The organism is Cytobacillus firmus (assembly GCF_023657595.1).
Taxonomy (GTDB): domain Bacteria; phylum Bacillota; class Bacilli; order Bacillales; family Cytobacillaceae; genus Cytobacillus; species Cytobacillus firmus_B.
This window is the reverse complement of sequence record NZ_CP098323.1, coordinates 4,661,877-4,688,185: the sequence shown is the minus strand read 5'-3', so window position 1 is coordinate 4,688,185 and position 26,309 is coordinate 4,661,877. Positions and strand designations below refer to the sequence as shown.

Annotated in this window: 21 protein-coding genes; 16 read left to right on the top strand and 5 right to left on the bottom strand. The window is 42.6% G+C overall.

Annotated elements, in window-relative coordinates; all coding sequences use genetic code 11:
• The first annotated feature begins 57 nt into the window (after positions 1–57).
• From NAF01_RS23440 to NAF01_RS23395, 10 genes are all read left to right on the top strand, one after another.
• Complete coding sequence (locus NAF01_RS23440) at positions 58–2,037, top strand: bifunctional metallophosphatase/5'-nucleotidase (RefSeq protein ID WP_250801330.1); 1,980 nt, start codon at positions 58–60, stop codon at positions 2,035–2,037.
• Positions 2,038–2,266: 229 nt separating this feature from the next.
• Complete coding sequence (locus NAF01_RS23435; RefSeq protein ID WP_197246564.1) at positions 2,267–3,292, top strand: LacI family DNA-binding transcriptional regulator; 1,026 nt, start codon at positions 2,267–2,269, stop codon at positions 3,290–3,292.
• A gap of 26 nt (positions 3,293–3,318) precedes the next feature.
• The gene (locus NAF01_RS23430) at positions 3,319–4,587 is read left to right on the top strand and encodes an ABC transporter substrate-binding protein (protein WP_250801329.1); all 1,269 of its coding nucleotides are present in this window, start codon (positions 3,319–3,321) and stop codon (positions 4,585–4,587) included.
• 53 nt (positions 4,588–4,640) lie between these two features.
• Positions 4,641–5,564, top strand: coding sequence for a carbohydrate ABC transporter permease (locus tag NAF01_RS23425; protein WP_197217751.1), 924 nt, complete (start codon positions 4,641–4,643; stop codon positions 5,562–5,564).
• 12 nt (positions 5,565–5,576) lie between these two features.
• Entirely contained in the window at positions 5,577–6,410 is an 834-nt protein-coding gene (locus NAF01_RS23420; protein WP_197217753.1) for a carbohydrate ABC transporter permease, read from the top strand.
• Positions 6,411–6,422: 12 nt separating this feature from the next.
• Positions 6,423–7,691 carry an FAD-dependent oxidoreductase gene (locus tag NAF01_RS23415; protein ID WP_250801328.1) on the top strand — a complete coding sequence of 423 codons (1,269 nt, stop codon included), beginning with the start codon at positions 6,423–6,425 and terminating at the stop codon, positions 7,689–7,691.
• Between the two features lie 36 nt (positions 7,692–7,727).
• On the top strand, positions 7,728–9,374 hold the full coding sequence (locus tag NAF01_RS23410) for a glycoside hydrolase family 13 protein (RefSeq protein WP_250801327.1): 1,647 nt from the start codon (positions 7,728–7,730) through the stop codon (positions 9,372–9,374).
• Positions 9,375–9,521: 147 nt separating this feature from the next.
• A complete protein-coding gene (locus NAF01_RS23405) occupies positions 9,522–9,842 on the top strand; it encodes a hypothetical protein (protein WP_197217759.1) in 321 nt (106 codons plus the stop codon).
• Between the two features lie 467 nt (positions 9,843–10,309).
• A complete protein-coding gene (locus tag NAF01_RS23400; RefSeq protein WP_250801326.1) occupies positions 10,310–10,807 on the top strand; it encodes a hypothetical protein in 498 nt (165 codons plus the stop codon).
• Positions 10,808–11,053: 246 nt separating this feature from the next.
• Positions 11,054–11,215, top strand: a complete 162-nt coding sequence (locus NAF01_RS23395; RefSeq protein WP_250801325.1) for a hypothetical protein — start codon at positions 11,054–11,056, stop codon at positions 11,213–11,215.
• A gap of 79 nt (positions 11,216–11,294) precedes the next feature.
• Here NAF01_RS23395 and NAF01_RS23390 read toward each other — a convergent pair whose 3' ends face one another.
• The 5 genes from NAF01_RS23390 to NAF01_RS23370 all read right to left on the bottom strand — a co-directional run bounded on the left by NAF01_RS23390 (position 11,295) and on the right by NAF01_RS23370 (position 16,825).
• Entirely contained in the window at positions 11,295–13,409 is a 2,115-nt protein-coding gene (locus NAF01_RS23390) for an SA1320 family protein (protein ID WP_250801324.1), read from the bottom strand.
• A gap of 13 nt (positions 13,410–13,422) precedes the next feature.
• On the bottom strand, positions 13,423–14,355 hold the full coding sequence (locus NAF01_RS23385; RefSeq protein WP_250801323.1) for a DUF1672 family protein: 933 nt from the start codon (positions 14,353–14,355) through the stop codon (positions 13,423–13,425).
• Between the two features lie 226 nt (positions 14,356–14,581).
• Positions 14,582–14,797 carry a DUF1672 family protein gene (locus NAF01_RS23380; protein WP_250801322.1) on the bottom strand — a complete coding sequence of 72 codons (216 nt, stop codon included), beginning with the start codon at positions 14,795–14,797 and terminating at the stop codon, positions 14,582–14,584.
• Positions 14,798–14,957: 160 nt separating this feature from the next.
• Positions 14,958–15,899 (bottom strand): DUF1672 family protein, encoded by a 942-nt coding sequence (locus NAF01_RS23375; RefSeq protein WP_226618694.1) that lies wholly within the window; start codon positions 15,897–15,899, stop codon positions 14,958–14,960.
• Positions 15,900–15,922: 23 nt separating this feature from the next.
• A complete protein-coding gene (locus tag NAF01_RS23370; protein WP_226618693.1) occupies positions 15,923–16,825 on the bottom strand; it encodes a DUF1672 family protein in 903 nt (300 codons plus the stop codon).
• Positions 16,826–17,053: 228 nt separating this feature from the next.
• Between NAF01_RS23370 and NAF01_RS23365 the strand changes: the two genes are divergently transcribed.
• The 6 genes from NAF01_RS23365 (at position 17,054) to NAF01_RS23340 (ending at position 26,013) form a co-directional block, all read left to right on the top strand.
• On the top strand, positions 17,054–18,349 hold the full coding sequence (locus NAF01_RS23365; protein WP_250801321.1) for an amidohydrolase: 1,296 nt from the start codon (positions 17,054–17,056) through the stop codon (positions 18,347–18,349).
• 17 nt (positions 18,350–18,366) lie between these two features.
• The gene (locus NAF01_RS23360; RefSeq protein ID WP_250801320.1) at positions 18,367–19,788 is read left to right on the top strand and encodes a M20 family metallopeptidase; all 1,422 of its coding nucleotides are present in this window, start codon (positions 18,367–18,369) and stop codon (positions 19,786–19,788) included.
• A 755-nt stretch (positions 19,789–20,543) separates the two neighbouring features.
• Positions 20,544–22,091: an AbgT family transporter gene (locus NAF01_RS23355; protein WP_035328366.1), complete on the top strand. Its 1,548-nt coding sequence runs from the start codon at positions 20,544–20,546 to the stop codon at positions 22,089–22,091.
• Between the two features lie 20 nt (positions 22,092–22,111).
• A complete protein-coding gene (locus NAF01_RS23350) occupies positions 22,112–23,386 on the top strand; it encodes a M20 family metallo-hydrolase (RefSeq protein ID WP_250801319.1) in 1,275 nt (424 codons plus the stop codon).
• A gap of 56 nt (positions 23,387–23,442) precedes the next feature.
• Positions 23,443–24,681, top strand: a complete 1,239-nt coding sequence (locus tag NAF01_RS23345) for a M20 family metallo-hydrolase (protein WP_250801318.1) — start codon at positions 23,443–23,445, stop codon at positions 24,679–24,681.
• A gap of 21 nt (positions 24,682–24,702) precedes the next feature.
• A complete protein-coding gene (locus NAF01_RS23340; RefSeq protein WP_197246588.1) occupies positions 24,703–26,013 on the top strand; it encodes a helix-turn-helix domain-containing protein in 1,311 nt (436 codons plus the stop codon).
• The last annotated feature ends 296 nt before the right edge of the window (positions 26,014–26,309 follow it).

Genomic DNA, 26,309 nt, shown 5'->3' with positions numbered 1-26,309 from the left:
AGTGCAGCAGCTCCGGCTTTCAATCCCTTTGATTAAAAATTGAAAGGAGCATTTATTATGAAATTACCTATTAAAGTATTATCTACAGTAGCCTTATCAGCAGCATTAACCATCTCTGCAGCCATTCCGGCAGGCCTGGTTTCAGCAAATGAGACTTCAGCTTCAGATTTCACACTTTCGTTAATGCATACCAATGACTCACACGCAAATATGGACAGCGCCGCAAAGAAAGTGACGGCGGTAAAGGAAGTAAGAGAAGCAAAGCCGGATGCCCTGCTAGTTGATGCAGGAGATGTTTTTTCCGGAACTTTATATTTTAATAAATTCCTTGGACAAGCTGATCTTGAATTTATGAATCTCATGGGCTATGACATTATGACTTTCGGTAATCATGAGTTCGATTTGGGTTCAAGTGCGGAAGGACATAAAGCACTGGCTGACTTTGTAAAAGGAGCACAATTCCCATTCGTCAGTTCAAACGTGAACTTTTCTCAAGATGCCAACCTGCAGGGACTGTTCAGTGATCTTATATCGAGCGAACCTGCTGATGGTAAAATATATAATGGCATCATCAAAGAAGTTAACGGAGAAAAAGTAGGATTCTTTGGCTTGACTACAGCTGAAACAGCCAGCATTTCAAGTCCGGGTAATGTAACATTCGAAGATTATCTTGAAGAAGCAGAAAAAGCAGTAAAAGCTTTCGAGGGCATGGGTATTAATAAAATAGTAGCTGTCACACATATTGGCTATGATGATAACCCGAATGTGGATAATGACTTAAACCTGGCGGCTCAAGTAGATGGAATTGATGTGATTGTTGGCGGACACAGCCATACGCAATTAAATGCCCCAGTAGTTGTGGTAGCTGACGAAACAGGAACGGCAAAGGATCCTACAGTTATTGTACAAGCCGGCCAGTACAATAATTATCTCGGAACGCTGGATGTGCAGTTTGACGAGGCAGGAAAAGTAGTCGGGCATGCTGGCCAGCTTATTAAAGTAGCGGATAAAGCAGAGGACCCTGAGGCAGCAGTGCTGCTTGAAAAATACTCTTCACAGATAGAAGAATTAAAGAACACGGAAATCGGAGCAGAAACGCTGGCTGCCCTTGAGAATCCGCGTACAAGCGGAGACAGCACAGGACCAAGTGTACGGAAAAATGAAACCGCCCTGGGCAACCTGATTACAGACGGAATGCTGGCAAAAGCAAAGCAGTATAACAGCAATGTCATCATGGCACTCCAAAATGGAGGCGGCATTCGTGCAGGGATTGATGCAGGGCCAATCACAGTTGGCGAAGTAATCACTGTTCTTCCATTTGGCAATACATTAGCCACTATGGAGGTAACGGGAGCTGAATTAAAAGAGGCCTTTGAAATCAGCGTAGGACAATATCCTGCAGAAAATGGCGGCTTCCTGCACGTGTCCGGTGCAAAAGTAAAATTCGATTCGACTAAACCTGCCGGTGAGCGGATTGTTTCGATTGAATATAAAAATGAACAGGGCACTTACACTGAAATCCAGGACAATCAAACCTACACAATCGCTACGAATGCTTTCACTGCTAAAGGCGGAGATGGATATACAGTCTTCGCAAAAGCTTACCAGGAGGGCAGAGTAACAGATCTTGGACTTTCCGATTGGGAAAACTTCGCGGATCACCTATCCAGCCTGGGCACAATCAAACCGGCGGTGGAAGGGCGTATCATAGATGTTGACAGCCTGCCTCCAGTAACAGAGCTAGATTTTGAAAAGGAATATAATCTTACTGATGATAAAAAGAAGAAATTAGTAGTGAACAAGGTTTCCTTTATTAATGTGGAAGAAACAGCAGAGATTAAAAATGGCATCTGGCTGAAAAACTCTGCTGTATTGCAGGGTGATGGCCTTAAGAATGTGAGTGTCCGTGTAACGCCAAAGAAAGAGCCAATCATCGTGGACTTTAGCGGTGCAGAAGTGAAGGAAGTCATTATTGAGAAAAGTGATTTAGTGGAGCTTCGAGGAGCAGAGAATATTAAGAAGCTTACTATTAAATAAGTAGTAATTTGATGCCGGCCCTGTGTGGCCGGTATTTTTCTGTTGTATTGGGGTTCAATACTCTGTTAAACCAAGTGGGAAAGGTAATAAATAAAAAGAGTAAATTTTATATTGACAGTCATTTTCGAAAAGTCTATTATTATGTTAACGCTAACATAATATTTCATTTAAGAGTGTTTTTTTTAAACGCAAAAATGTTAACGTTAACATTTCGAAAAGAGTAAGAAGGATGATGCTGGTGACTCGAAGTTCAAATTTAATAGAAGTCGCAAAAGCTGCCGGAGTCTCTAACATGACCGTATCCAGAGTCATCAATAATAGCGGAAATGTGTCAGAGAAAACCAGGCAAAAAGTATTAAAGGCAATAAAAGAGCTTAATTATCAGCCCAATTTAATTGCCAGAAGTCTTGCAAGGAAAAAAACGAACATCCTTGGGCTTGTCGTGTACACCGATAAAGGCGTCCACCCTGCTTTTTACAATGAGATTATTAACGGAGTTCAGAAGGGGGCATCCGAATTAGGGTATGATCTGCTGGTTTTCGCAAATCGTGAAGATCAATCATACAGTGACCGGATCACTCATTCGAGCTTTGTTGACGGTGTAATATTTATGGGCGTAAAGATTAATCAGCATGATATCAGGAATGTACATGAAAAAGGGTTTCCTTATGTCTTTATTGGAAAGAGAGAGATTGAAGGAATTCAGCCTTATTTCATATCGCCTGATTACGTGAAAGGCACGAGGATGGCAGCTGAACACTTAATTGAGCTGGGGCACACGAAAATAGGATTCATAGGACAATCAAGAATCATTGAACCTGACTATGATAAATTGCTCGGATACCAGGAAGCTCTGTTTAAGCACCATGTTGTCTATAATCCTCAGCTTGTTTTCGAAGAAAGCCAGACACAATTGGATGGCTATAACGCCATGAAAGAATTGCTGAAGCAAAAGCCCACAGCTGTGATTATTAACAACACGTATGCAACGATTGGGGCAACGACTGCCATTAAGGAAGCAGGCCTTCAGATTCCGGAGGATATCTCCGTTATTGGATTTGATGATAACCAGGAGCTTAATGAACAGTTTAATGACTTTATTGGGCTGGAGCTTTCCACTATCCGAATCCCTAAGGTGGAGCTGGGCAGGGAGGCAGCAAGGATGGCGATATCTTTACTGGAAGGAAATGAAACGCCTAAGGCCAATTTTATAGATCTTCACTTTATGAAAAATAGTTCATGTAAAAAGTTATAAATTCATATTTTTTGAGGAGGATTAAGATGTTAAGAAAAAGTAAAATGTCTTTGCTGTTCGCATTCGTCCTTATTTTATCCCTGTTTGTAAGCGCTTGCGGTGGATCTGAGAACGGGGGCGGCGAAGACGGAAAAGTTGAACTCCGTTTCATCCTTAATAATGACAGCCCAACTCTTGTAGAACAAATTAAGGAATTTGAAAAAGAAAATCCCGACATTAAAGTAAATGTTGAAAAAGTTCCTTTAGATCAATTCTTTGAAAAAATTGAAACAATGATTGCTGGAGGCAGAACACCTGACTTATTATACACTCCAGTACTAGCAACTCAGCGATATGCCAATATGGATCTGCTTTTGGATGTTTCCGGCGATCTTAAGGAAGAGAAGGATGATTTTCTCCCTTCTACTCTTGTAAGTGTAAAGAATGGAGATAAAGTAGTGGGAGTTCCTCATTTTACAGACAGCATTGCTGTTTTCTATAATAAAGATCTTTTTGAAAAAGCTGGCGTGAAAGTACCTGAATCCATTGAAACAACATGGAACTGGGAAGAATTCACTGCAGCTGCGGAAAAAGTAAAAAGTGCCAACAACTTAAAATATGGTGTCAGCACAGGAAGTGATGTATCACAATTTCTTCCATTCCTTTATCAAAATAAAGGAACTGTCTTAAGTGAAGACCAAAAATCTGCTGGAATCAATTCTGATTCCTCCATTGAGTCCATCGAATTTTTCAAATCATTATTTGATAAAGGTCTGGCTTCCAAAGAGTCCTTTATCGGGTCAGAAAAATCAGATGAGCTATTCAAGCAGGGACAGCTTCCAATGGTTATCACTTTCTCTGGACTGATCAATTCATTTGAAAAAGATATTCAAGGGTTTGAATATGGTGTGACATACTTGCCGAAAAAAGAAGTAACGGCAACGAAGCTGGGCGGGGCGAACATTGTTTCTTTTAATGAGACAAAGCATCCAAAAGAAGCAGTCAAACTGATGAAATACTTAACAAGCGAAGAGAAAATGGCTGAGTTTGCAGCTAAAGAAGGGGTCGTTCCTACCCGGACGAGTGCACAGGAATCTGTAGATTATGGGGCTATTGATGAAGGAATGCAAATCATTATTAACGAGATTAATAGTGTTCCTGAATTTGCAGTGAAAGATTTTTCAATTCCTGAATACTTAGGCTATAAATCAATTCTGACAAGCGAAATGCAATCGGTGATCTTAGGCGAAAAGTCTCCGCAAGAAGCTGCTGAATCTATGGAAAAGCAAATAAACAATTCGGTGCTAAAAAAATAATGAAGGATGGAGGGGCAGCATCCCCTCCTTTCTAATTCCAGGGGTGATATTACATGGATTTGGTCAAGTCAATAGAAGTGAAAGAGGGACGCAATCATCTGGCGGCAAAACGATATAAATGGAAACAAAAATTAACTCCGATTGGATTTATGTCACCTGTTCTTCTTATTTTCTCCCTATTTTTATTCTTCCCGGTTTTATTTGCTTTCTTTATGAGCTTCCACCAATGGGGAATGATTGGAACGCCCGAATTTGTAGGCGTTGAAAACTATGTGCGTCTATTCAAAGACCCGCTTTTCTGGATTTCGATTAAGAACACTCTAATCTTCTCTCTTTCTGTTCCTTTAAAGGTGGCCATCGCTTTATTTATTGCGGTGCTTTTGAATCAGAAGATAAGGGGCTTAGGATTTTACCGGGCTGCCTTTTTCTTCCCGGTAGTTCTTTCCATGGTTGTCGTCGGATTGGTCTGGCAATGGATGTTCAGTCCAAGCTACGGCTTTATCAACTATGTATTAGAAAAGCTTGGCTTGCCGCTGCAGAATATGCTGATTGATTCAGATCAGGCAATGATTGTTTTGATTATTGTAAGTATCTGGAAAGGACTGGGGAGCAACCTGTTGTTATTTCTTGCCGGTTTACAAGCCATTCCGAGCAGTGTATATGAAGCTGCAGAAATCGATGGTGCTAATTCCTGGCAGAAATTTTGGCATATTACCGTACAGCTCCTGAAGCCTACAACACTATTTGTACTCATCATTACGTTAATCGGTTCATTTAAAATATTTGATCTGGCGTATGTCATAACAGGCGGCGGACCTGGCACGAGCACAATGGTTCTTGTTCATTATATTTATCAGGAGGCATTCCAGCGATTTGATATGGGGTATGCATCTGCGGCAGCATATGTATTCTTTATCATTCTATTTATTTTAACGCTGGTTCAAATGAGAGTGTTTAAATCCGACAGTGAATTCTAGGAGGGACTTTCTATGAGCAATAGACGCAGAGAGATGTTAAAGCGAATACCTTTATATGCATTTTTGATATTCGGTTCAATTGGGATGCTTGTTCCATTTGTCTGGATGATTTCAAGTGCTTTGAAGCCCAATAATGAAATCTTTACAAGTCCTCCTACATTCCTGCCCAAGGATGCAAATTGGGGGAATTTTATAGCAGCATGGAACTCGGGAGACTTCACTCAATATTTTATTAACACTTCGATTATATCAGTATTAACAACAGTCATTACCTTATTTATCTGTTCTTTGGCGGGCTATACGTTTGCGAAATTTAACTTTATGGGAAAGAAGCTGCTCTTTCTGTTATTTCTGGGAACGATGATGATCCCCATGCAAGTCATTATGATTCCGATATTTCTGATGATGTCAAAAATCGGTTTATTAAATTCTTATTGGTCTGTTATCCTGCCGCTGGTGGCAAACGCTTATGGGGTTTTCCTGATGAGGCAGTTTATGAGCACTATTCCAACTGAGCTTATGGAAGCGGCCCGAATTGACGGATGCTCGGAATTCCGGATTTTCTGGCAGATTATTTTGCCTTTAACCAAACCGGCACTGGTCACCTTGGGAATCTTAACGTTTCTTGGAGCCTGGAATGAATTTTTATGGCCATTAATTATGCTGGATTCACCGGATATGATGACGCTCCAAGTCGCTTTAACTCAGTTCCAGGGACAGTATGAGGTGAAATGGAATCTTTTAATGGCGGCATCTGCCTTATCCATGATTCCGATTGCTTTAATCTTTATTGTTTTTCAGCGTTATTTGGTAGAAGGAATCGCATCATCAGGGGTAAAGGGATAGGAGGAATTGGAGATGGAAATGTATACTCAGATAAAAAATATAGAGATTTCAAAACAGGCAGATGTAATCGTAGCTGGCGGCGGCCCTGCCGGGATTGCGGCTGCCATTGCATCAGCAAGGCAGGGAGCAGATACCATCCTACTTGAACGCAATGGTTTTTTAGGAGGAATGGGCTCCGCTGCACTTGTAAATCCGTTCATGAGTTTTTCCTCAGGGAAAACCCAGCTGGTGAAAGGCATCTTTCAGGAAATGATTGATCGTCTGAAGGACGCGGGAGCATTTGGAGGAGGAGGGCATGCCTGGTCCTTTGATCCTGAAGTTTATAAATATGTCCTGAATGAAATGGCTCTCGAAAGCGGGGTCCGGCTTCAATTCCATTCTTTTGTGGTCGATGCGGTGACAGAGGGGAATCTGATTTCAGGGATAATCATTGAAAGCAAATCAGGACGTCAGCTGTTAAAAGCAAAAACATTCATTGATTGTACTGGGGATGGCGATCTGGCAGCCAGAGCAGGAGCGGAATTCAAGATTGGACGTGAGTCTGATGGCCAGTGTCAGCCTGCAAGCATTATGTTCAAAATGGGTGGAGTCACAAACCGGAAAAAGGCTTGTGAGTATGCAGTTGAAGATGAAAGGCTTCCACAGGGAAGGGTATTATTTTTTAAGATGCCGCGTGAAGGAGAGGTCATGATTAATATGACCCGCATCGTCAACGTGGATGCCCTGGATGTGGATGATTTAACAAGAGCAGAAATCGAAGGCAGAAAGCAAGTCAAAGAGATTGTTGAATATATGCAAGAAAACGTGGAAGGGTTTGAAAACTCTTACCTGGTTACGACAGGTCCGCAAATTGGCATTCGTGAATCACGCCGGATTATGGGTGAATATGTTTTAACTGCTGAGGACGTACTGGAATGCCGAAAGTTTGATGATGCTATTGCTTCCTGCTCCTATATGATTGATATTCATAATCCAACAGGGGCCGGGACTGAGAAGGTGATTCTGCCGAAGGGTCAATGGTATGACATTCCTTACCGCTGCCTGCTTCCAAAGGATTTCGATAACCTTCTGGTAGCGGGGAGATGTATTTCTTCTACACATGAAGCTCATTCTTCCCTCCGTATTCAGCCGACATGCTATGCAATGGGCCAGGCAGCAGGCATGGCAGCAGCACTGTCTGTCGATAAGGGCATCCATCCTAAAGCACTTAATACGGAAGAGTTAAGAAGCAATCTATTAAAAGAAAATTGCTTTATCAGGGAAAGTATTTCATCAAGCTGACCTATTTATCAGGATGTGTGAAGGCGGGGGATAGTCTTGAAAAAAACATGGTGGAAAGAATCGGTGGTCTATCAGGTATATTGGAGAAGTTTCTATGACTCCAATGGAGACGGGATCGGTGACCTGGAAGGCCTTCTGTTAAAGCTGCATTACATTAAAGATCTTGGGGCGGACGTCATCTGGCTGAATCCTATGTATCAATCTCCTGACAAAGATAATGGATATGATATTTCGGATTATTATGGGGTAATGGAAAAGGCAGGGGATATGCAAACTGTCGAGCGGTTAATCTCTGAAGTTCATAACCTTGGTATGAAAATAATTATGGACTTAGTCGTTAATCATACGTCTGATCAGCATCCATGGTTTCTGGAGTCCAGGTCTTCGAAGGATAACCCGAAAAGAGACTGGTATATTTGGAAAGATGCTAAAGATGGAAAAGAACCAAACAATTGGCGCTCCTACTTTGCCCCCTCACCGTGGACGCTGGAAGAGAAAACGGGCCAATATTATTTCCATTCTTTTGCTGCAGAACAGCCTGACCTGAACTGGGAAAATCGCGAAGTGCGTGAAGAAATCTACAGGATCATGCGTTTTTGGCTCGATAAAGGAATAGACGGATTCCGTATGGATGTTATCAATCTGCTGGCAAAACAGAAGGACTATAGAGATGCGGCTAACCCGTATGACCTCTCCTACTTAGGCAATAACCCGGGAATACATGAATACCTGCAGGAAATGAACCATGAAGTCCTTAAACACTATGACATCATGACGGTGGGGGAAATCCCATTTGTCACGCCTGAAGATGGCTTATTATACGTTGGAGAAGATCGAAATGAACTCCATACCTTATTCCATTTTCAGGTGGCTGATGATATGCCATCCTGGGATATGCTTCGATACAAGGAAATTCAGAAGCAGTGGTATGAAGGGTTAAAGGGGAAAGGCTGGAACTCGCAGTTTTTAAATAACCACGATCATACACGGCAGGTAACCAGATATGGAAATGATGGGGAATACCGGGTAGAATCGGCTAAATTACTCGGTACGCTAGTTCATACCATGCCGGGAACTCCCTATATTTTTCAAGGGGAAGAAATAGGAATGACCGGTGTATGTTTCGAAAATATCTCAGATTACCGGGACATCGCTATGAAAAATAAGTACAATGAGCTGGTAAGACGGGGTGAAGATCCTGTTCAGGTCCTTAAAGATCTGCAGCCGCTAAGCAGAGACAACTCACGAACACCTGTACAGTGGGATGACAGCAAAAACGCCGGTTTCACAAGCGGTATTTCATGGATAAAAGTAAACCCGAATTACAAAGAAATCAATGTTAAAAGGGAGCTTGAAACTCCGGACTCCGTCTTCCATTATTATAAAAAGCTGATAGCATTGCGGAAAGAAAATGAAGTTATGGTTTACGGTGACTATGCGGATCACTCTGATGGCCAGGAAGAATTATATATCTATACCCGGTCTTTGGGGGAAGTTACATGGCTGATAGTCCTTAATCAAAGTGAAAGAACAAATGAGGTCAAATTACCGGAGATTGCACATGGTACCGGGAAAGAACTTCTGCTTGGCAATTATGCTGAAATTCCAGTAGGAGATTCTGCAGAAAAGCTAGTTATGCGCCCTTATGAAGCAAGGATTTATAGAATTTTGAACAAGCGGTGAAATGATGAACCTCTTGCATAGTATAAAGTTATTCTTCCCAGTAAGCTGGAAAGCATGAGGACGGTTGAACCGTCCCCATGTTCACCCAAAATTGTCACATTTACCTTAGGAAATTTGTTATATACTATAATAGAGGAGGTGTGAACAATGAACGAAGCAAAAATGGAAAGTATGCTTGCCCAATTAATAAAAATGGTTGGCAGTCTTCAATCTGATATGCAGGAAATGAAAAAAGAACAACTAGAAATGAAAATAGAGCAGCAAGGAATGAAGTACACCCAGCAGAGTATGCAGGGGGAACTCAAAGAGGTTCAAAACAAGCTGAAGGAACTGGAAACTAAAAGTGATCAGCGCCATCAAGAGATCTTAGAGCACTTTAAAGTCCTTGAAAGAGACCAGGATTTTATATGGGAGAAAACCGCAAGAAATGAAAGAGATATCGGCAATATCAAAAGACAGCTTACTTGAAAAGTCAATCTCCTTTGAAATTAAAACTCAAAGTGTAATTTAACAGATCATTTACACAGCAAAGTTTATATTTTCCCCTCTTTTTCTCTTCTTTGGTTATTGCTAAACCCCCCACAAAAAATTTCAAACAAAAAGTCAAGCACTGTAGATGCCAGCATCTAGAGTGTTTTTCTTTGTTTAAGATATATTGAAAAATTAGTGCTGGAAGAGAGCACACCCTAGTTCCTCAGAACTTCTCCTGAAATTTCTTTAGCAAAGCCTTGCTCCGAATTTAGTAACATGTAAAGGGTACGTATATATAGTGGGCTATGCTTTCGTATGTTACATTATATTTATAGATTTACATTGAATGCTGACCCTATTAAAGCAAATGTTGAAATTAGACTCAGCAGCTTTGCGCTTTATTAAATATGCTAAGACAATGCTATTGTTTGATGCAGCTTTTATGGAATATGGGAGGAACAAGGATGTCTGCTATAAAGTTTATAAATCTTGATGGAGAAGAAATATATGTGTTTAACAGTGCCATCTATATTTTTGAATCGTCATCCGGAAGTACGCTGGAAGTAGACATGATTGTTAGCGAAGTTACTCTAAGAAAATATCAGGACAGGGACAGTCTGATCACAGAAGTTGTATTGGAGGACGGCAGGCAGATAAGCTCCTTTATGTTTCTAAAGGCTGTGCCAGGAAAGCTGCCCCGGCTGAGCTTATTTTGCGAAATAGATCCGGAAGAGTCATATGAAGGGCTCTTAAGAATAAGAGAGGATGCTCCGGATTTTCCCGATATTGAAGCTGGCATTACCCTGGAACAGATTCGAAAAGTGGAGATGCCCAATGAAAAAATCACACTTAAATTAAACCTGCCCATTAACCAGGTGGAATGGCTGAAGGAGCAGAAAAATAAGGAATTGAATGAGCTTTTTAAAGAGCTGTTAGGGGAGTATCTTGAGAGGGCAGAATAATTCAATCTAACGTTTGTTTAAATCGTACACTACACTTACCAGCGGCTGCATAAAGAGCAGGCCTTTGGCGGTTTGGCGAATTTGCAAATAGAATTATGGAATCTGCAAATAGAGGAATTAAATTTGCAAATAGGAGCCTGAAACCTGCAAATAGCTGCCGGAAACTTGCAAATAGAGCAATCAATTTGCAAATAGCCGCTGGAAACTTGCAAATAAACAATGGGCTTGCAAATAGGAGCCGGAAACTTGCAAATAGAGCAATCAAATTTGCAAATAGCCGCTGGAAACCTGCAAATAAACAATGGGCTTGCAAATAGGAGCCTGAAACTTGCAAATAGAGAAATGAAAATTGCAAATAGCTGCTGGAAACCTGCAAATAGAATAATCAATTTGCAAATAGACAATTAAATTCTGCAAAAAAACTATCAAATACAGCCTATATAAAAGGAAAACCGAGCTGCCACTCAGCTCGGTTTATTTATGCCTATTAATTTATCGTCCCGCGATCCACCTGTTCGTACAATACCCCCATATTACCCTTCACTTTTTTAGAAACGTCACACAATGCCTCAATCGCTTCAGCTTTGTGATTCCCAAGCTGATACACCACATCATCAAACAGCATTTCCATTTCTCTTAAAATAGCAATGGATGCAAGGTTATAGAGGTGGACATTATAGTAGCCGCTGTTATTGAATATGGCTGTCTCAACATAAGGCCTGAAATTCTCTAATAGAGTAGGATACTCCGCCATTAATCGGTCTAATCCTTTTCTGATGCCTTCAATCGTACCGGCAAATTCATCCAAAGGCTCCAGCGCGTTGTTGACGCTGTTTCGGATTTTATCGTCAAAGTCCGAAAACAGGCCGAATAACTTGCCGGGGATGGTGTAGTCCAAGGCGAATTTGGTTGCGCCTTTGATAGTGCTCGACAGGAGTTCAAGTGCATTTTCAATGTTCAGGGTAATCACCCAGCCCTTATGCAATATAGGAAAGAGAAGTGCCTGGGTTGATGCAGTGAAAGCAGAATAAGACGTATCCATCTGGAATTCCTTAATCTTCATCCTCAGCTCCATATATGGGGAATCTTCCAGCTTATACGTATTCGTTCCCTGTACGGATATGGAATTGGAATGGGTGGATTTGCTTCTAATCGACTGTCCCAGGGAAAGGTCCCGGTCATGAAAGTTAGAGGCAACATCCTGAACTTGTTTCTGATATTCGCTGATATGCGAAAGAAGCTTATCCCTGTTATTGTTCACGATTCCATAATGGGCTTTTAATTCACTGACTACAGCATCATACCAAAGTTCTTTTCCGCCCTCAAAAAGTTCCGGGATTTTATTGGAAATAATCCGGATAAGGCTTTTGGAAAGATCCTGAACATCTGCTTTCAAATCGTACAAAAAGCCGCGGATTTCATTAAAGATGCCTTCCACACTGACGTTCGTCCGGAAAATATGTTCAAGCAGCTCAGCAGGCGGTGAATTCAGTATATAGTTCAGGGATTTAGCATGACTTTCCGCCACATTTAACAAAGAAACCAAATGGTCAATTTCGGCTGTTAATCGGTTGCTGATCGAAGTAATCCCCATAAACAGCGGTTCACTGATCAGATTTTCAAACATCTCTTCGAAAATCTTCTGCAGACGGCTGAGCCGTTCATAATAACGGCTGGCTTCATCGTCTACAATGGCAACCGAATTGCCCAAGTATTCGTGAGCAAGATTCAGTCTTTCCATTACATGGTTTTGCAGGGAGGAAGCCAGAAGATCAAGGCTCTCCTTGTTAATCTCAATGCGGTCTGAGTGCCCGCCATACAGCGGTACTCCCGTCCAAATGCTGGATACGATATGGGCATCTGCATCCACATAGATTTTTCCATAACCCGGCTTGCCGACTTCTCCGATAACATAAAACTGAGTGCCATCTTCATTCCTCAGATAGCCTGTATGGTTTGTAGCAAGCTTTGAGAATTCTGGAATCCCATTGAAGATTTCATACTGTTTTCCTGGAATCCTGCCATGCAGATCCAATGCGATTAAAGTCTGAGTCAGCACATCGTAGCTGCTGAAGTAGTTTGTGATGTTGTCATACGTTTTATCAGGGTCCATCATTCCATCAGGAAGGAGGGCAGGGTTCAGTGTTACGGCCTTAACCTCTGGATTTTCAATTGCTACTGCACCAACCAGACCGCCGCCAAGTGAATTTCCTGCGATCGATTGGACGCCGCCAAATTGTTTGTATTTTTCATTCATTTCATTAAAATAATTTCTTGCTTCAGCTAGCTGTGCAGGTGTCAGGTCACTTAAAAGCTGGGCATCTGTAATAATATCCTGCTTGCCGTATTCTCCATGTGCATCTGTTCCTACATAGATGATGGATATTTCTTCAGTCTCCATATTTACAACTGTCATTGCATCAAGCCCGGTTGGATCTTCATAGTGCTCGTGGCGAACCTGATATTTTATTCCATTTACTTTTAGGATTTCCCCTTTTTGGGGATAGGTATAGGCATAGTAGCCAGCTAGCTCAACCAAATCTTTATCATTGTTTATGGAGATATTTTCATTTATATTTGGTGAACCATTAAGTGTATTCATTTATTCACCTGCTTTATTCTTTGATAATATCTTTTAGTAAATCCAGTGAATTATCTCCCATACCGCTGGAGCTCTGCTTATCAATAAAATTATCATTTAACACAAAACTATATGAACCTCTAGGGATTGAGGTCATTTCTTCAAGGTCTTTTATGATTTTATCAAACAACTTTTTATCTGGATTTGCACTTTTATCAGCCATAAATAATTGAATATTAATGAAAAGGTTTTCTGCCGAGAATGAATTGTCCTCAAAAGCCTTCCTGAGGTTTTCTGCACTTTCATCAGGATTTTTCATGAAAAGGTCATATACAGGTTGGATAGCTGTCTCATCGGCTATTGAAATAAAATAATAAGGGGTTGAGAAACCCTTGCCTCCAACTTTTTGAATGGCTTCATAAGTTTTGCCAGTAATTTGACCTTCTGCTGCAAGTGAATCAAAGTAGTTATCGAGTTGATTAAATTCTTTTTTGAAGATCATGCCATACAACCCGCCTTTAATGGCATTCTCGACCTGGAATTCGTCCGCCCATATCTTTTCCGTCATTACTTTCTTTTCCAGTTCATCTATTGGTACTACAGCATAGGTGTAGAAATGCGGTTCGCCTTTTGATTCTACAAACACAGTGGCCCCATCCTTTGCACCTACCACATTATGCACAGTTACGTCTGTCATATATTTCTCTTTGAAAAAGCTGGTGGCAGCTTCCTCTATCTGAGCAAGGTTTTTATCAGCAATTTCATCTGTCACTCTTCCATATGGTAATGCATAGCCCTCACCTGTATAATCCTGAACGCTAATCTTAGTTTCTTCAGAAGGGGCAGCCTGTGTTTCTTTTGTTTTTTCAGTGTCTTGATTGTTATTTGTGCTATTCATACCAGAACATCCTCCAAGCATTAATGATATCCCAACACTGCAGAGTAAAATTTTTGTTTTCTTGTGCATTATTTACATGTCCTCCCTAAAGGAATGTGCCATTCAAAGTTATATCCCTTATTTTAGCGGATAGAGTTATATTTTTACAGTTTAAACGTGGAAAATTACACTTTTTAGGTGAAAATAGGTAAATAGTCAGATAGGGGAAGGGAAGATTGTACTAAAGTTAGATCGTCCATGCTGTTTCAAATGGTATGGAGCTTAATATTACAGTTCTTACTCCTTGACAACTTGGTTAGGGTAATCTCTCTAAGGAATTTTCTTTAAAGCCCTCAGAAGTTTCCCTGTGGATTAAGTTATCATTAAGGAATATCCCATAAGAGCCTCTAGGATTGTTTTTCATTTCATCCAGATCTTTTACAGCGTGATTAAAGATCTTTTCACTTGACTTAGCATCCTTGTCTTTCATAAATAGTTGAATGCCGATTGTTAAATTTTCTACTTTCATCAAATGCAGTTTTTTAGTTTCTCAACCTTCTCCTTATTGACTCATTGATCCTAACAATCCATCTCTCTTAAAATGGCAATGGATGGGAGGTCTATCATTTATCTGACGAAATATCTTAGCAACAGTTGGTGAACTCTTATTTGTATTCATTTATTCACCTTCTTTAATCTTTTATAATATAGTCAGGGAAGGACTGTTCCAAAGAGTTATCCTTAGTCCCATCTGCACTCTGTTTATCAATGAAATTATCATTAAGAAAAAGACTGTAAGAACCTCTAGGAATTGAAGTCATCTCTTCGAGTTCGTTCACGATTCCATTAAATATTTCTTTGTTTGGTTCTGATTCTTCGTCAGCCATGAAATATTGTATATTTATAAAGAAATTTTCAGGATTAAATTGTGTTTCATCATAAGCTTTCCGTAAGTTTTCTACACTTTCATCAGGATTATTTATATAAAGGTCATAGACTGGCGTAATAGCCAACTCTTCATCTGTCATGGAAATAAAATAATAGGGTGCCATAAAACCTTGTCCGCCAGCATTTTGGAGGGCCTCTTCTGTTTTACCTGTTACTTGTCCATAAGCCGCAACTGACTCAAGGTAGTTATCGAGCTTCTTGAATTCTTCATTAAAAATCATGTGATACAATCCGCCTTTAATGGCATTCTCCACCTGAAATTCATCCGCCCAAATCATTTCTGTCTTCACTTTTTTTCCTTGTGCATCAATTGGTACTACAGCATAAGTGTAGAAATGCGGCTCACCTTTTGATTCTACAAACACAGTAGCCCCATCCTTAGCACCGACTACATTATGCACCGTTACATCGGTCTTATATTTCTCCTTAAAAAAATTGAGGGCAGCTTCCTCTATTTGAGCAAGATGATCATCAGCGATTTTATTCGTTTCTTTTCCATATGGAAGTGCATAGCCTTCCCCGGTATAATCCTGAACACTTACCATTGTTTCTTCAGAGGCGGCAGCCTGTGTTTCTTTTGTTATTTCACTGTCTTTATTGTTGTTCGTGCTATTCTTACCAGAACATCCTCCAAGCATTAGGGGTATTCCAATAATAGTAAGCATTATTCTTGTTCTAATATTCATCGCTCCAATAATCCTCCCAACCTTTAATCTCTCACAATATAATCCGGATAACTCCTCCTTAAAGAATTATCTTTAACACCTTGAGACGTTTCTCTCTGAATCAGGTTGTCATTTAAAGTAAAGCTATAGGACCCTTTGGGAATACCGCTCATTTCTTCGAGATCCCTGGTTACCCGATTGAAAATTTCCTCACTCGGCTCTGCACCTTTATCGCTCATGAACAGCTGAATATTAATAGAGAGATTTTCTAAGTCAAATAGGTTTTCAGCAAAGGCATTCCTTAACTCTTTTTTACTGGCATCAGGTTTTCTTAAGTATAGGTCATATACTGGTTTAATCGCTGCCTCAGCACTGAGCATGTTAATAAAATAATAGGGAGTCATAAAACCGAGACCGCCTGCATTCTGAAGTGCTGCCTTTGTTTTCCCCGTTACGCGCCCTTCTTCTGCAAGGGACTCTAAATACCCATCGAGCTTTTGAAACTCTTCTTCAAAAATCATGTGATATAAACCGCCCTGAATGGCTTCCTGTATTTTGTATTTCTCAGCCCCGATGAGGTGAGGCAGTACCTTATTATCCTGGATCTGTACATAAGCATAAGTATAAAAATGCGGTTCACCTATTGATTCCACAAATACCTTAACACCCTCCAGTACACCGACCATATTATGAACCTTCACATCGGTTTTGTATGTTTCCTTGAAATATTTAATTGTGGCTTCCTCAATCACATCCTGGTTTGCTTCAGCAATCTTATCCGTTTTTTTCCCGTAAGGCTGACGGTATTCTTCTCCAGTGTAATCCTGAACACGGATATACACCTTTTGAATATGTTCCTCTTCACTATCACGAAAGAAATAGGAACACCCTCCAAGAAAAATAGACAACCCAATTAGTACAAGCAGGAATATTTTTTTCATAGGCATGTTTTTCCTCCAGATTAGATGATTGCCTTTATTTTAGTGTAAAAAGTAACTTTATTACAGTATTAAATATGAAATTTTACACTAAATATGTAAATTAGGAAAAAGGTATTGTTGTTAGATTATTTATTGGATAAAAACCAATTTGAATTTTCTAATAATATGTGTATAATACATTTAAGGTAATGAAACGGAAAATGTCCGAAATAAATTTCAACAAGGGGGATCACAATGGACAGCAGCTTTTTAAAGGAAATAACTCCCCAGCTGATCAAATGGCGGCGCACTTTACATGCACTGCCTGAACTGGGGTTCATGGAGTACATCACTACATACCGGATCGGAAAAGAACTGGAAAAGATGGGTTTCAAACTTTATATAGGTAAAGACGCGCTTGAAGAGAATTCCCGTATGGGGCTTCCTGCACAAACTGATCTGGAGGCACAAGAGAAAAAGGCAAGGGAATGGGGAGTTGAAGAGTCCTGGCTCGATCAAATGCGCGGCGGCAATACCGGGCTTGTGGCAGTCTGGGATACTGGCAGAACAGGAGACCATGTTGGTTTCCGCTTTGATATTGACGCCCTGCCGATAAATGAATCAGCAGATCCTGCCCATCGTCCAGCTCAATACGAATTTATCTCAAAAGAAGAGAATGTGATGCATTCGTGCGGACATGACGGACATACCGCCATCGGCCTTGGGGTTGCTCAGTATATTTCTTCCCATAGTGACCAGCTTAAGGGCCGCTTTACCCTTTTGTTTCAGCCGGCAGAAGAAGGTGGTCGAGGGGCTCGGGCCATGACAGACAAAGGCTGGCTTGATGATGTTGATTATTTTTATTCAGGCCACATCGGCATTAAGTCCCTGCCCGTTGGAACAATCGCAGCCATAACGCCAGGATTTCTGGCTTCAACCAAATACAATGCATATTTTAAAGGAGTTTCCTCACATGCCGGCATCAATCCCGAACTCGGGAAAAATGCTTTATTGGCAGCGACAACAGCTGCTAACAACCTTTACGGCATTCCGCGCCACCATGATGGTGTCACCAGGGTGAATGTTGGGAAGCTGGCCGCAGGAAGCGGCAGGAACATCATCCCGGGCGACAGCTATATGGAAATTGAGGTACGTGGTGAGACTCCGGAAATTGCACAATATATGGCTGAAAAAGCGACCCGGATTCTTCAGGCGGCAGCAGATATGCACGATGTGTCCTGCACACTTGAAGCAGTCGGAGTTACGGAAGTGGTTGTCTGTGATGAAGAGCTGATCCCGAAAATTACCGAATGGTGTGCATCAAGCGAGCTTGTGAAGGAAGTGCTGCCATCTGTCCCTGTCTCCGGATCGGAAGATGTCAGCTTTATGATGAACAGGGTCCAGAAGCATGGCGGCAAAGCTACGTTTATGCTGTTTGGAACGAAGCTTGACTATCCTCACCACCATCCTCAATTCGATTTTGACGAAGATGCTTTACTGGTTGCGGTCGATGCTTATATTCATATCTTAAATGGCGGTTCGGCCATTTAGAATTAAGGGAGGAAATCATGAACTTTACAAAATCCTTTTTGGCAGAAAATAAAGAGACATTTGAAAAAATAAGCGAGTATATCTATCACCATCCTGAAACTAGATTTGAAGAGTATGCATCAGCAGAATTTCTGGCATCCCAATGTGAAAAAGCAGGCTTCCAGGTTGAACGGAATGCTGGAAATATTGAAACTGCTTTTGTAGCTTCTTACGGAAGCGGAGCTCCTGTTATTGGCTTTCTTGGTGAATTCGATGCTCTGTCCGGATTGGGGCAGGTGCCAAATAAAACTTCGTATGAACCAACCGAGCTGAATGTCGGTCATGGATGCGGCCATAACCTCCTGGGGACCGGCGCCTTTGCGGCAGCCTGTGCTGCAAAAAAATATTTAGAAGAAAACAATCTGCCTGGGACGGTTAAGTTTTTTGGCTGTCCAGGCGAAGAGGGCGGCTCCGGAAAAACCTTCATGGTCCGCGAAGGAGTATTTGAAGGGGTGGACGCAGCCTTAACATGGCATCCATCTCCGGCCAACAGCATCATGAGCTTATCGAGTCTCGCAAACTATCAGGTTTATTTCAGATTTAAAGGCTTATCCTCACATGCGGCGAACTCGCCTCATCTTGGACGAAGTGCCCTCGATGCGGTTGAGCTCATGAACGTAGGTGTGAATTACCTTCGCGAGCATGTCGTGCCGGAAGCCAGAATGCATTACGCCATCACCAACACAGGAGGCATCTCGCCGAATGTCGTACAGGCAGACGCCGAGGTCCTTTATCTGATCCGAGCGCCAAAGGTTCAGCAGGTGGACGAAATCTATAAACGGGTATGCAAAATCGCGGAAGGCGCAGCTCTGATGACAGAAACAGAGCTTACCATTGAGTTTGACAAGGCCTGCTCCAATTATATTCCAAACCGCAGCATTGAAAAAATTCTCTATCAAAGCCTTCAGGAAGCCGGAATTGAAAAGCCGGATGAAGAAGAAAAGGTCTTTGCCGAAAAGCTTTGGACAACCCTATCAGATGGTGAAAAAGAAAGCTATTTAGATATTTTACGAGGGTTTGGCTATGTGGGGGATGGCAGTGAATTTGAGGGGAAATACCTGGCTGAAACCATCTCAGCCTATGAACCTTCCAAAGAAGTCCTTGCCGGCTCTACCGATGTCTCAGATGTAAGCTGGGTTGTTCCAACTGCGCAGCTGACAGCCTCAACATCAGCACTGGGAACACCGCTGCATACCTGGCAGATGACCACTCAAGGCATCAGCAGCTATGCGCACAAAGGGATGCTCCGGGCAGCAGAAGCTATGGCATTAACCGGTGTAAAACTGCTGACCGACCAGGAGAAATTGGAAGCTGTTAAACAGGAATTCAAAGAGTTTAAGGAAGCTAATCCTTACACATGTCCAATTCCGAAAGAGGTTAAGCCTTCTGCTTTAAAGTAGAAGGGGACGAGTGAGTCTGAGCTGGAGCAACTTCGGACAGAGAAAGCAGAAATACGGTGGTTTGAGTCCGAACCCGAAGCAACTTCGGACAGAGAAAGCAGAAATACGGGGTTTAGAGTCCGAACCCGAGGCAGCTTCGGACAGAGAAAGCAGAAATACGAGCTCTTGAGTCCGAACCTGGAGCAACTTCGGACAGAGAAAGCAGAAATGCGGGGTTTTGAGTCGGAACCCGGAGCAACTTCGGACAGAGAAAGCAGAAATGCGGTGTTTAGAGTCGGAACCCGGAGCAACTTCGGACAGAGAAAGCAGAAATACGGGGTTTAGAGTCCGAACCTGGAGCAACTTCGGACAGAGAAAGCAGAAATACGGGGTTTAGAGTCCGAACCCGGTGCAACTTCGGACAGAGGAAGTAGAAATGCTGTATTTAGAGTCCGAACCCGGTGCAACTTCGGACAGAGAAAGCAGAAATGCGAGCTCTTGAGTCCGAACCTGGAGCAACTTCGGACAGAGAAAGCAGAAATACGGGTTTAGAGTCCGAACCCGGTGCAACTTCGGACAGAGAAAGCAGAAATACGGGGGTTAGAGTCCGAACCCGGATTACCTAGAATCCCTTCGAACAAAAGATCATAAACCCGAGGGGGTGAATCTCAATCCGGCGAACTTGCCAGAACGCGAAAGCAAGCATACACATTGAAAACCAACGAGGCTTAATTCATAAGTAATAAATACCAAAAACAGAAAAGCGAGGGGAGTATATGAAAACAGAAAAACAAGGAAAGAAAGTGGTAACAGAAAACAAGAAGCCAGGGATTGCCCAGCGATTCCTCAATGGGGTCGAAAAGGTAGGAAACAAGCTCCCGGATCCATTTATATTATTTGCCGGGCTCGCAGTGTTAGTTATTATTGTTTCAGCTATATTTAGTGCCTTTGGTGCTACTGTTGTCCACCCTGGCTCGGGAGAGGAACTGGAAGTTAAGAACCTGGCATCTGGAGAAGGCCTGAATTTTATCCTGACATCCATGCTTGATAACTTCACCGGGTTCGCACCTCTTGGCCTGGTTCTGTCCATGATGCTCGGGATTGGTCTTGCCGAGAAAGTCGGCATGCTGGATTATGCCATTAAGAAAACAATTTTAAAATCACCGCCGGCATTAATCACGTACACTGTTGTGTTTGTCGGGATCATGGGGAATATCGCATCCGATGCTGCGATGGTTCTGGTGCCGCCGCTTGCCGCAATGGTCTTCTACAAAATCGGCCGTAACCCGATTGCCGGTTTGGCAGCAGGGTATGCATCAGCCGGAGCCGGCTTTACAGCAAACCTGCTGATTGCTGGAACAGATGCACTATTGGCCGGGATTTCAACAGAAGCTGCCAAGATTATTGATGAGAATATGGTCGTTACACCAATTGATAACTGGTATTTTAATATTGTTTCCGTATTTGTTTTAACCATTGTCGGTGGACTTGTCACGACTAAGTTCATTGAACCGCGTCTTGGAGAATACAAAGGCGAAGAGGTTAAAGAAGCGATTAAGGAAGATCCACCTAATGCAGGGAAGGCTTTGCGAAATGCAGCGATTGCCGGATTCGCCTATATTGCCCTAATTGCGGGAGCGATCCTTATACCAAATAGCCCGTTAACCAATGAAGATGGCGGACTCGTTCCATCTCCATTCCTGGATGGCATTATTCCAATCATTCTCTTCTTCTTCATTATTATCGGTACTGTATATGGAGTAACAGTCGGCAACATTAAGAGCAGTAAAGATGTGGCTAATTTCATGGCAGAGGCTATGAAGGACTTAGCATCCTATATTGTCTTAATCTTCGCAATCGCTCAATTTATCGCGTACTTCAGCTGGTCTAATATCGCAACATGGGTAGCGGTTAATGGAGCAGAGTTCCTGAAAGACGTGGAGTTCACCGGAATCGGATTGATTATTGGCTACATCATTTTTACAGCTTCCCTGAACTTCCTGATCACTTCAGGTTCAGCGAAGTGGGCGCTTGAAGCACCAGTCTTCGTTCCAATGTTTATGCAGCTTGGCTATCACCCTGCATTTACACAGGTGGCTTACCGTGTAGCAGATTCATCTACGAATATTGTGACACCGATGATGCCATATATGGTTATCGCCCTGTCGTTTATGCAGAAGTATGACAAAAAAGCGGGAATTGGAACATTCATTTCCTTAATGCTTCCGTACTCGATTACGTTCCTGATCACGTGGATCATTATGCTTTTAGTTTTCGTTTTCTTTGGAATCCCGTTTGGTCCGGGAATCGGTCCTTATCTATAAGAATAGGATGTGGTTAAAAAGTGAGTAATCTTGAAATTCAATTAAAAGAGTGGCGCCGTGATTTTCACCGTTATCCAGAGGGAGGCTTCCTGGAAATGCGGACAGCCTCCATTGTCGCATCGATCCTGGATGAACTTGGCTTCGGGCTGGAAATGGGCAGGCAGGTAATGGCTGCTGATTATTTTATGGGTAAGCCAAATCAAGAGGAAACTGCCGCACATTATCAATGGGCTCTCGAAAATGGGGCGAAAAAAGATTATATTGAACCCTTCAAAGATGGATACACAGGCATTGTCGCGACTATGGATACAAAAAAGGAAGGACCGACCATCGCCTTCCGTGTGGATATGGATGCATTGCCGATCCATGAATCAGAGGCAGACAGCCATTTTCCGCAAAAAGAAGGATTCAGGTCTGCAGTTCCAAACACCATGCATGCCTGCGGACATGATGCCCATACAACCATCGGGCTTGGCCTGGCAAGCTTGATTGCTGAAAACAAAGACAGCCTTAAGGGGAAAATCAAACTGATTTTTCAGCCTGCAGAAGAAGGCACCCGCGGGGCTCGTTCAATGGCCGAAGCCGGAGTTATCGATGATGTGGATTATTTAATTGCCTCACATGTCGGCACAGGAGTTCCAGATGGACATTTTGTGGCATCAAAAAACGGATTTCTGGCAACGTCAAAACTTGATGTAACGTTTAAAGGAGTTTCTTCCCATGCAGGCGGAAATCCGGAAGAGGGGAAAAACGCCCTGCTGGCATCCGCTTCTGCCGCTCTGAATATTTACGCTATTCCGCGTCATTCAGAAGGGGCAACCCGCATCAACGTGGGTGAATTGCATGCAGGCTCAGGCCGCAATATTATCGCAGATAAAGCGGTGCTGAAAATTGAAACACGCGGGGAAACGACAAAAATTAACGAATATGTCAAAGCACAGGCCGAAGCAGTTATTGCAGGATCAGCCCAAATGTATGGAGTAGAATACGAGATTCATACTGTAGGCGAGGCCATTAGTGCTCATGGTTCAAAAGAGCTGGCATCCGTCCTGCATGCCTGTGCACAAGAAGCTTCCTATATAAAAGAAAGCATCCTCGAAGACAATTCACCTGCAGGCTCTGAGGACGCAACCTTCTTCATGGAGCGTGTTCAGCAAAATGGAGGACAGGCCACCTACTGCATTTTCGGCACAGAACTGGCGGCAGGCCATCATAACGAGAAGTTCGATATTAATGAAGGCACGATGAAGAATGCCGTCCAGCTGCTGTTTGAATCTATAAAAAAATTAAATTAAGGAATAGATGAGGCAGAGCAATCTGCCTCATTTTAGATCAGGGAGGAGTGTTGAGAATGAAAGAATGGCTGGATAAGCATCTGAAAGCGTTAAATTTAACAGACAGCATGAACCAGGCAGAAGGGTTCTGCCGGTTAGGCTACACGGAAGAAGAATGGCGGGCCATTGATGTATTTGTTTCCATTGCTGAGGATATCGGTTTGAAGGTTCGAAGAGATGAAGCGGGGAATGCGATTGCCCGCTGGGAAGCTGAAGATTCATTACCGGCTGTTGCCGTAGGTTCTCATGTGGATACCGTAAAGGGCGGAGGAGGCTATGATGGAGTTGCCGGTGTCCTTTGCGGTCTGGCTGCCGTAAAGAAATTGAAAGAAGAAGGGTTCCAGCCTGCTTCCTCAATTGAAGTCATTTGTTTTGCATCTGAGGAATCATCCCGTTTTGGCGTATCAACCATTGGCAGCAAGGCAATGAGCGGCCTTCTTAATAAGAATGATGTGGAAGGTGTAACGGATGAGGATGGCATCACCATCCTCCAGGCAGTCGAGGACATGGGACTGTCATGGGATGCAATTGAAGATGCTGAACGGCCGGAGTCAGCTTTAAAAAGTTTTATCGAGCTTCACATTGAGCAGGGAACCAGAGTGGAAGATGCCGGTGCAGACTTTGGAGCAGTAACGGCAGTTGCCTGTCCAATCCGCTTAAAGGTAATCGTCAATGGACAGATGGGGCACACAGGAACGACCCCGATGGGCAAACGAAAGGATGCCTTTGTTGCAGCGGCACCTCTCGTTCCATTTATATCAGAGAAAGCTCTTGCTTTATCGAATTCCAGTGCGGTGCCAATTGTGGCAACAGCAAGCACCTTTGAACTAAAGCCGAACGCCATGAATGTAATTCCCGGAACGGTTGAGCTTGGAATTGATATCCGCAGTGTGGATGATTCACTGAAAAAAGAAATGGAGAAGCGTATCCGTGAAAAATGTCATCAGCTTGCGGAATCTTTTGGTGTTACAATAGAAGTAAAAACGCTTGTTCATAATCCATCCGTTCAGCTTGATGAGGCAGTGATGCGAAAATTGCAGCATTCAGGTGAAGCGTTGGGATACAAAGCCTTGGTGCTTGAAAGCGGCGCAGGCCATGATGTGATGAACATGGCGGCCAAATGGCCTTCAGGGCTTTTATTCATTCCCTGCAAAAATGGCCTCAGTCATCATCCTGAGGAGTTTGCCTCTATTGAAGATCTGGAAATGGGAACAAAGATTATCGCACAATATTTAAAAATTGAAACTAGCATATAAAGAAGAAGCAGGTGGAAAAGAATGAAAATTCGCGTTGGGGTAGTGGGACCGGGAGACTCCGTTGGACACATTCTTGCCTTGTCGCGTGAATACAGCGAGCTTGAGATGATTCCATACATTTATAAGGAAACAAAAGAAACGGAAAAGATAATCAGGGAACATAAAACGGAAATTGATTTATGGTTTTTCTCCGGACAGGCCCCTTATTTTTACGCGCGTTCAAAAGGGCTGATCGGGGAAGAAAATGCCCATTATCCCCCTCTATATGGCTCCAGCCTGCTGGGAACACTCCTTGAAGCGCATCTCAGGGAAGGCGGATTTCAGCAGGCAAGCTTGGACACCATTCAGGAGTCCGAGCTGGATATACTTAAGAATACATATTTTTTAGGAGATTTGAACATCCACACATTTTCTTACAATGAATACGAACCGGCAGAGGAAATCATCCTTTTTCATAAGGAGCTTTATGAGAAAGGAAAAACGGAGGTCGCATTGACATGTGTCCAGGAGGTTCATGACCGACTGAGGGAGCAGGGAATCCCATGCTACCGGGTGGTTCCGTCACCTGTCGCGATCAAACTTGTGCTCCGCTACTTAAGGGAAAGAGGCCAATCCAACTGGTATAAACGCTCCCAGATAGCGATTATGGGAATGGAAGTCGTTCACTCTCCAAGCTCACTCGAAGAGCAGCATTTTACCTATGAAATGAAGCGGCATGAGCTGGAAATCAAGCAGGTCATGCTTGACTATGCCGAAAAAGTGCAAGGCTCCTTTGTGCAGATCGGGGATGGTCTATTCTTTATTTATACAACCCGGGGCGAGATGGATATGCACTTTCAGGAAGCGTCCATGTACTCTCTTATAGAAGAAGCGAAAATCCACAGCAAGCTGAAGGTCAGAATCGGTGTGGGGTACGGGCTGACAGCTTATGATGCAGAGCAGAATGTGAGGCTCGCCCTCCAATATGCGCGTGACCAGAAAGCTTCTCCTGTGATTAGTGTCGATGAAAACAAGGAAATTAAGGAACACCTTTCCGAAAGCGGCGAAGAGGCAATTTCCTACCAGCAGCGCATCTGGGGAGAGGAATGGGAAGAACGCTTTAAAGGCGCCAAAATCAATCCGGCAATCGTATCCAAAATCGAATACCTTTCAAGGCACTATCAAAAAAAGATTGTCACTGCACAGGAAGTCTCAAGGTGGCTGAAGAACACCGAACGCAACTCAAGAAGGATTATGGCGGAGCTCGAGCGGCTGGGGCTTGCCAAAGTGACGGGTGAAGAACAGCCTGGACAGCGCGGGCGGCCGCGGAAGGTTTATGAGTTGAAGTTTTGAAAAACTGGAGCTTAATATGTTTGAACAAAAGTTTCATCAAACATTTCAAAAAGCCTGGCTGATTATTCAGCTGGGTTTTTTGGTTTGTTTAACTTTTCAAACCGGGAGAAGAAAATCAGTTTTTACAGATATGTACGATGGAAAAATGTTCAAAACTATTGATCTAAATAAGAAAACGAGCTATAAAAGTCCTAATTTCCCGAAAATTCGACTTTTATGTTAGTTAGTTAACGCAGAAATGTGATATAGTTAAATTAGTAACAGGTCATAATAGTTAGCTATAAAATAGCGATGGA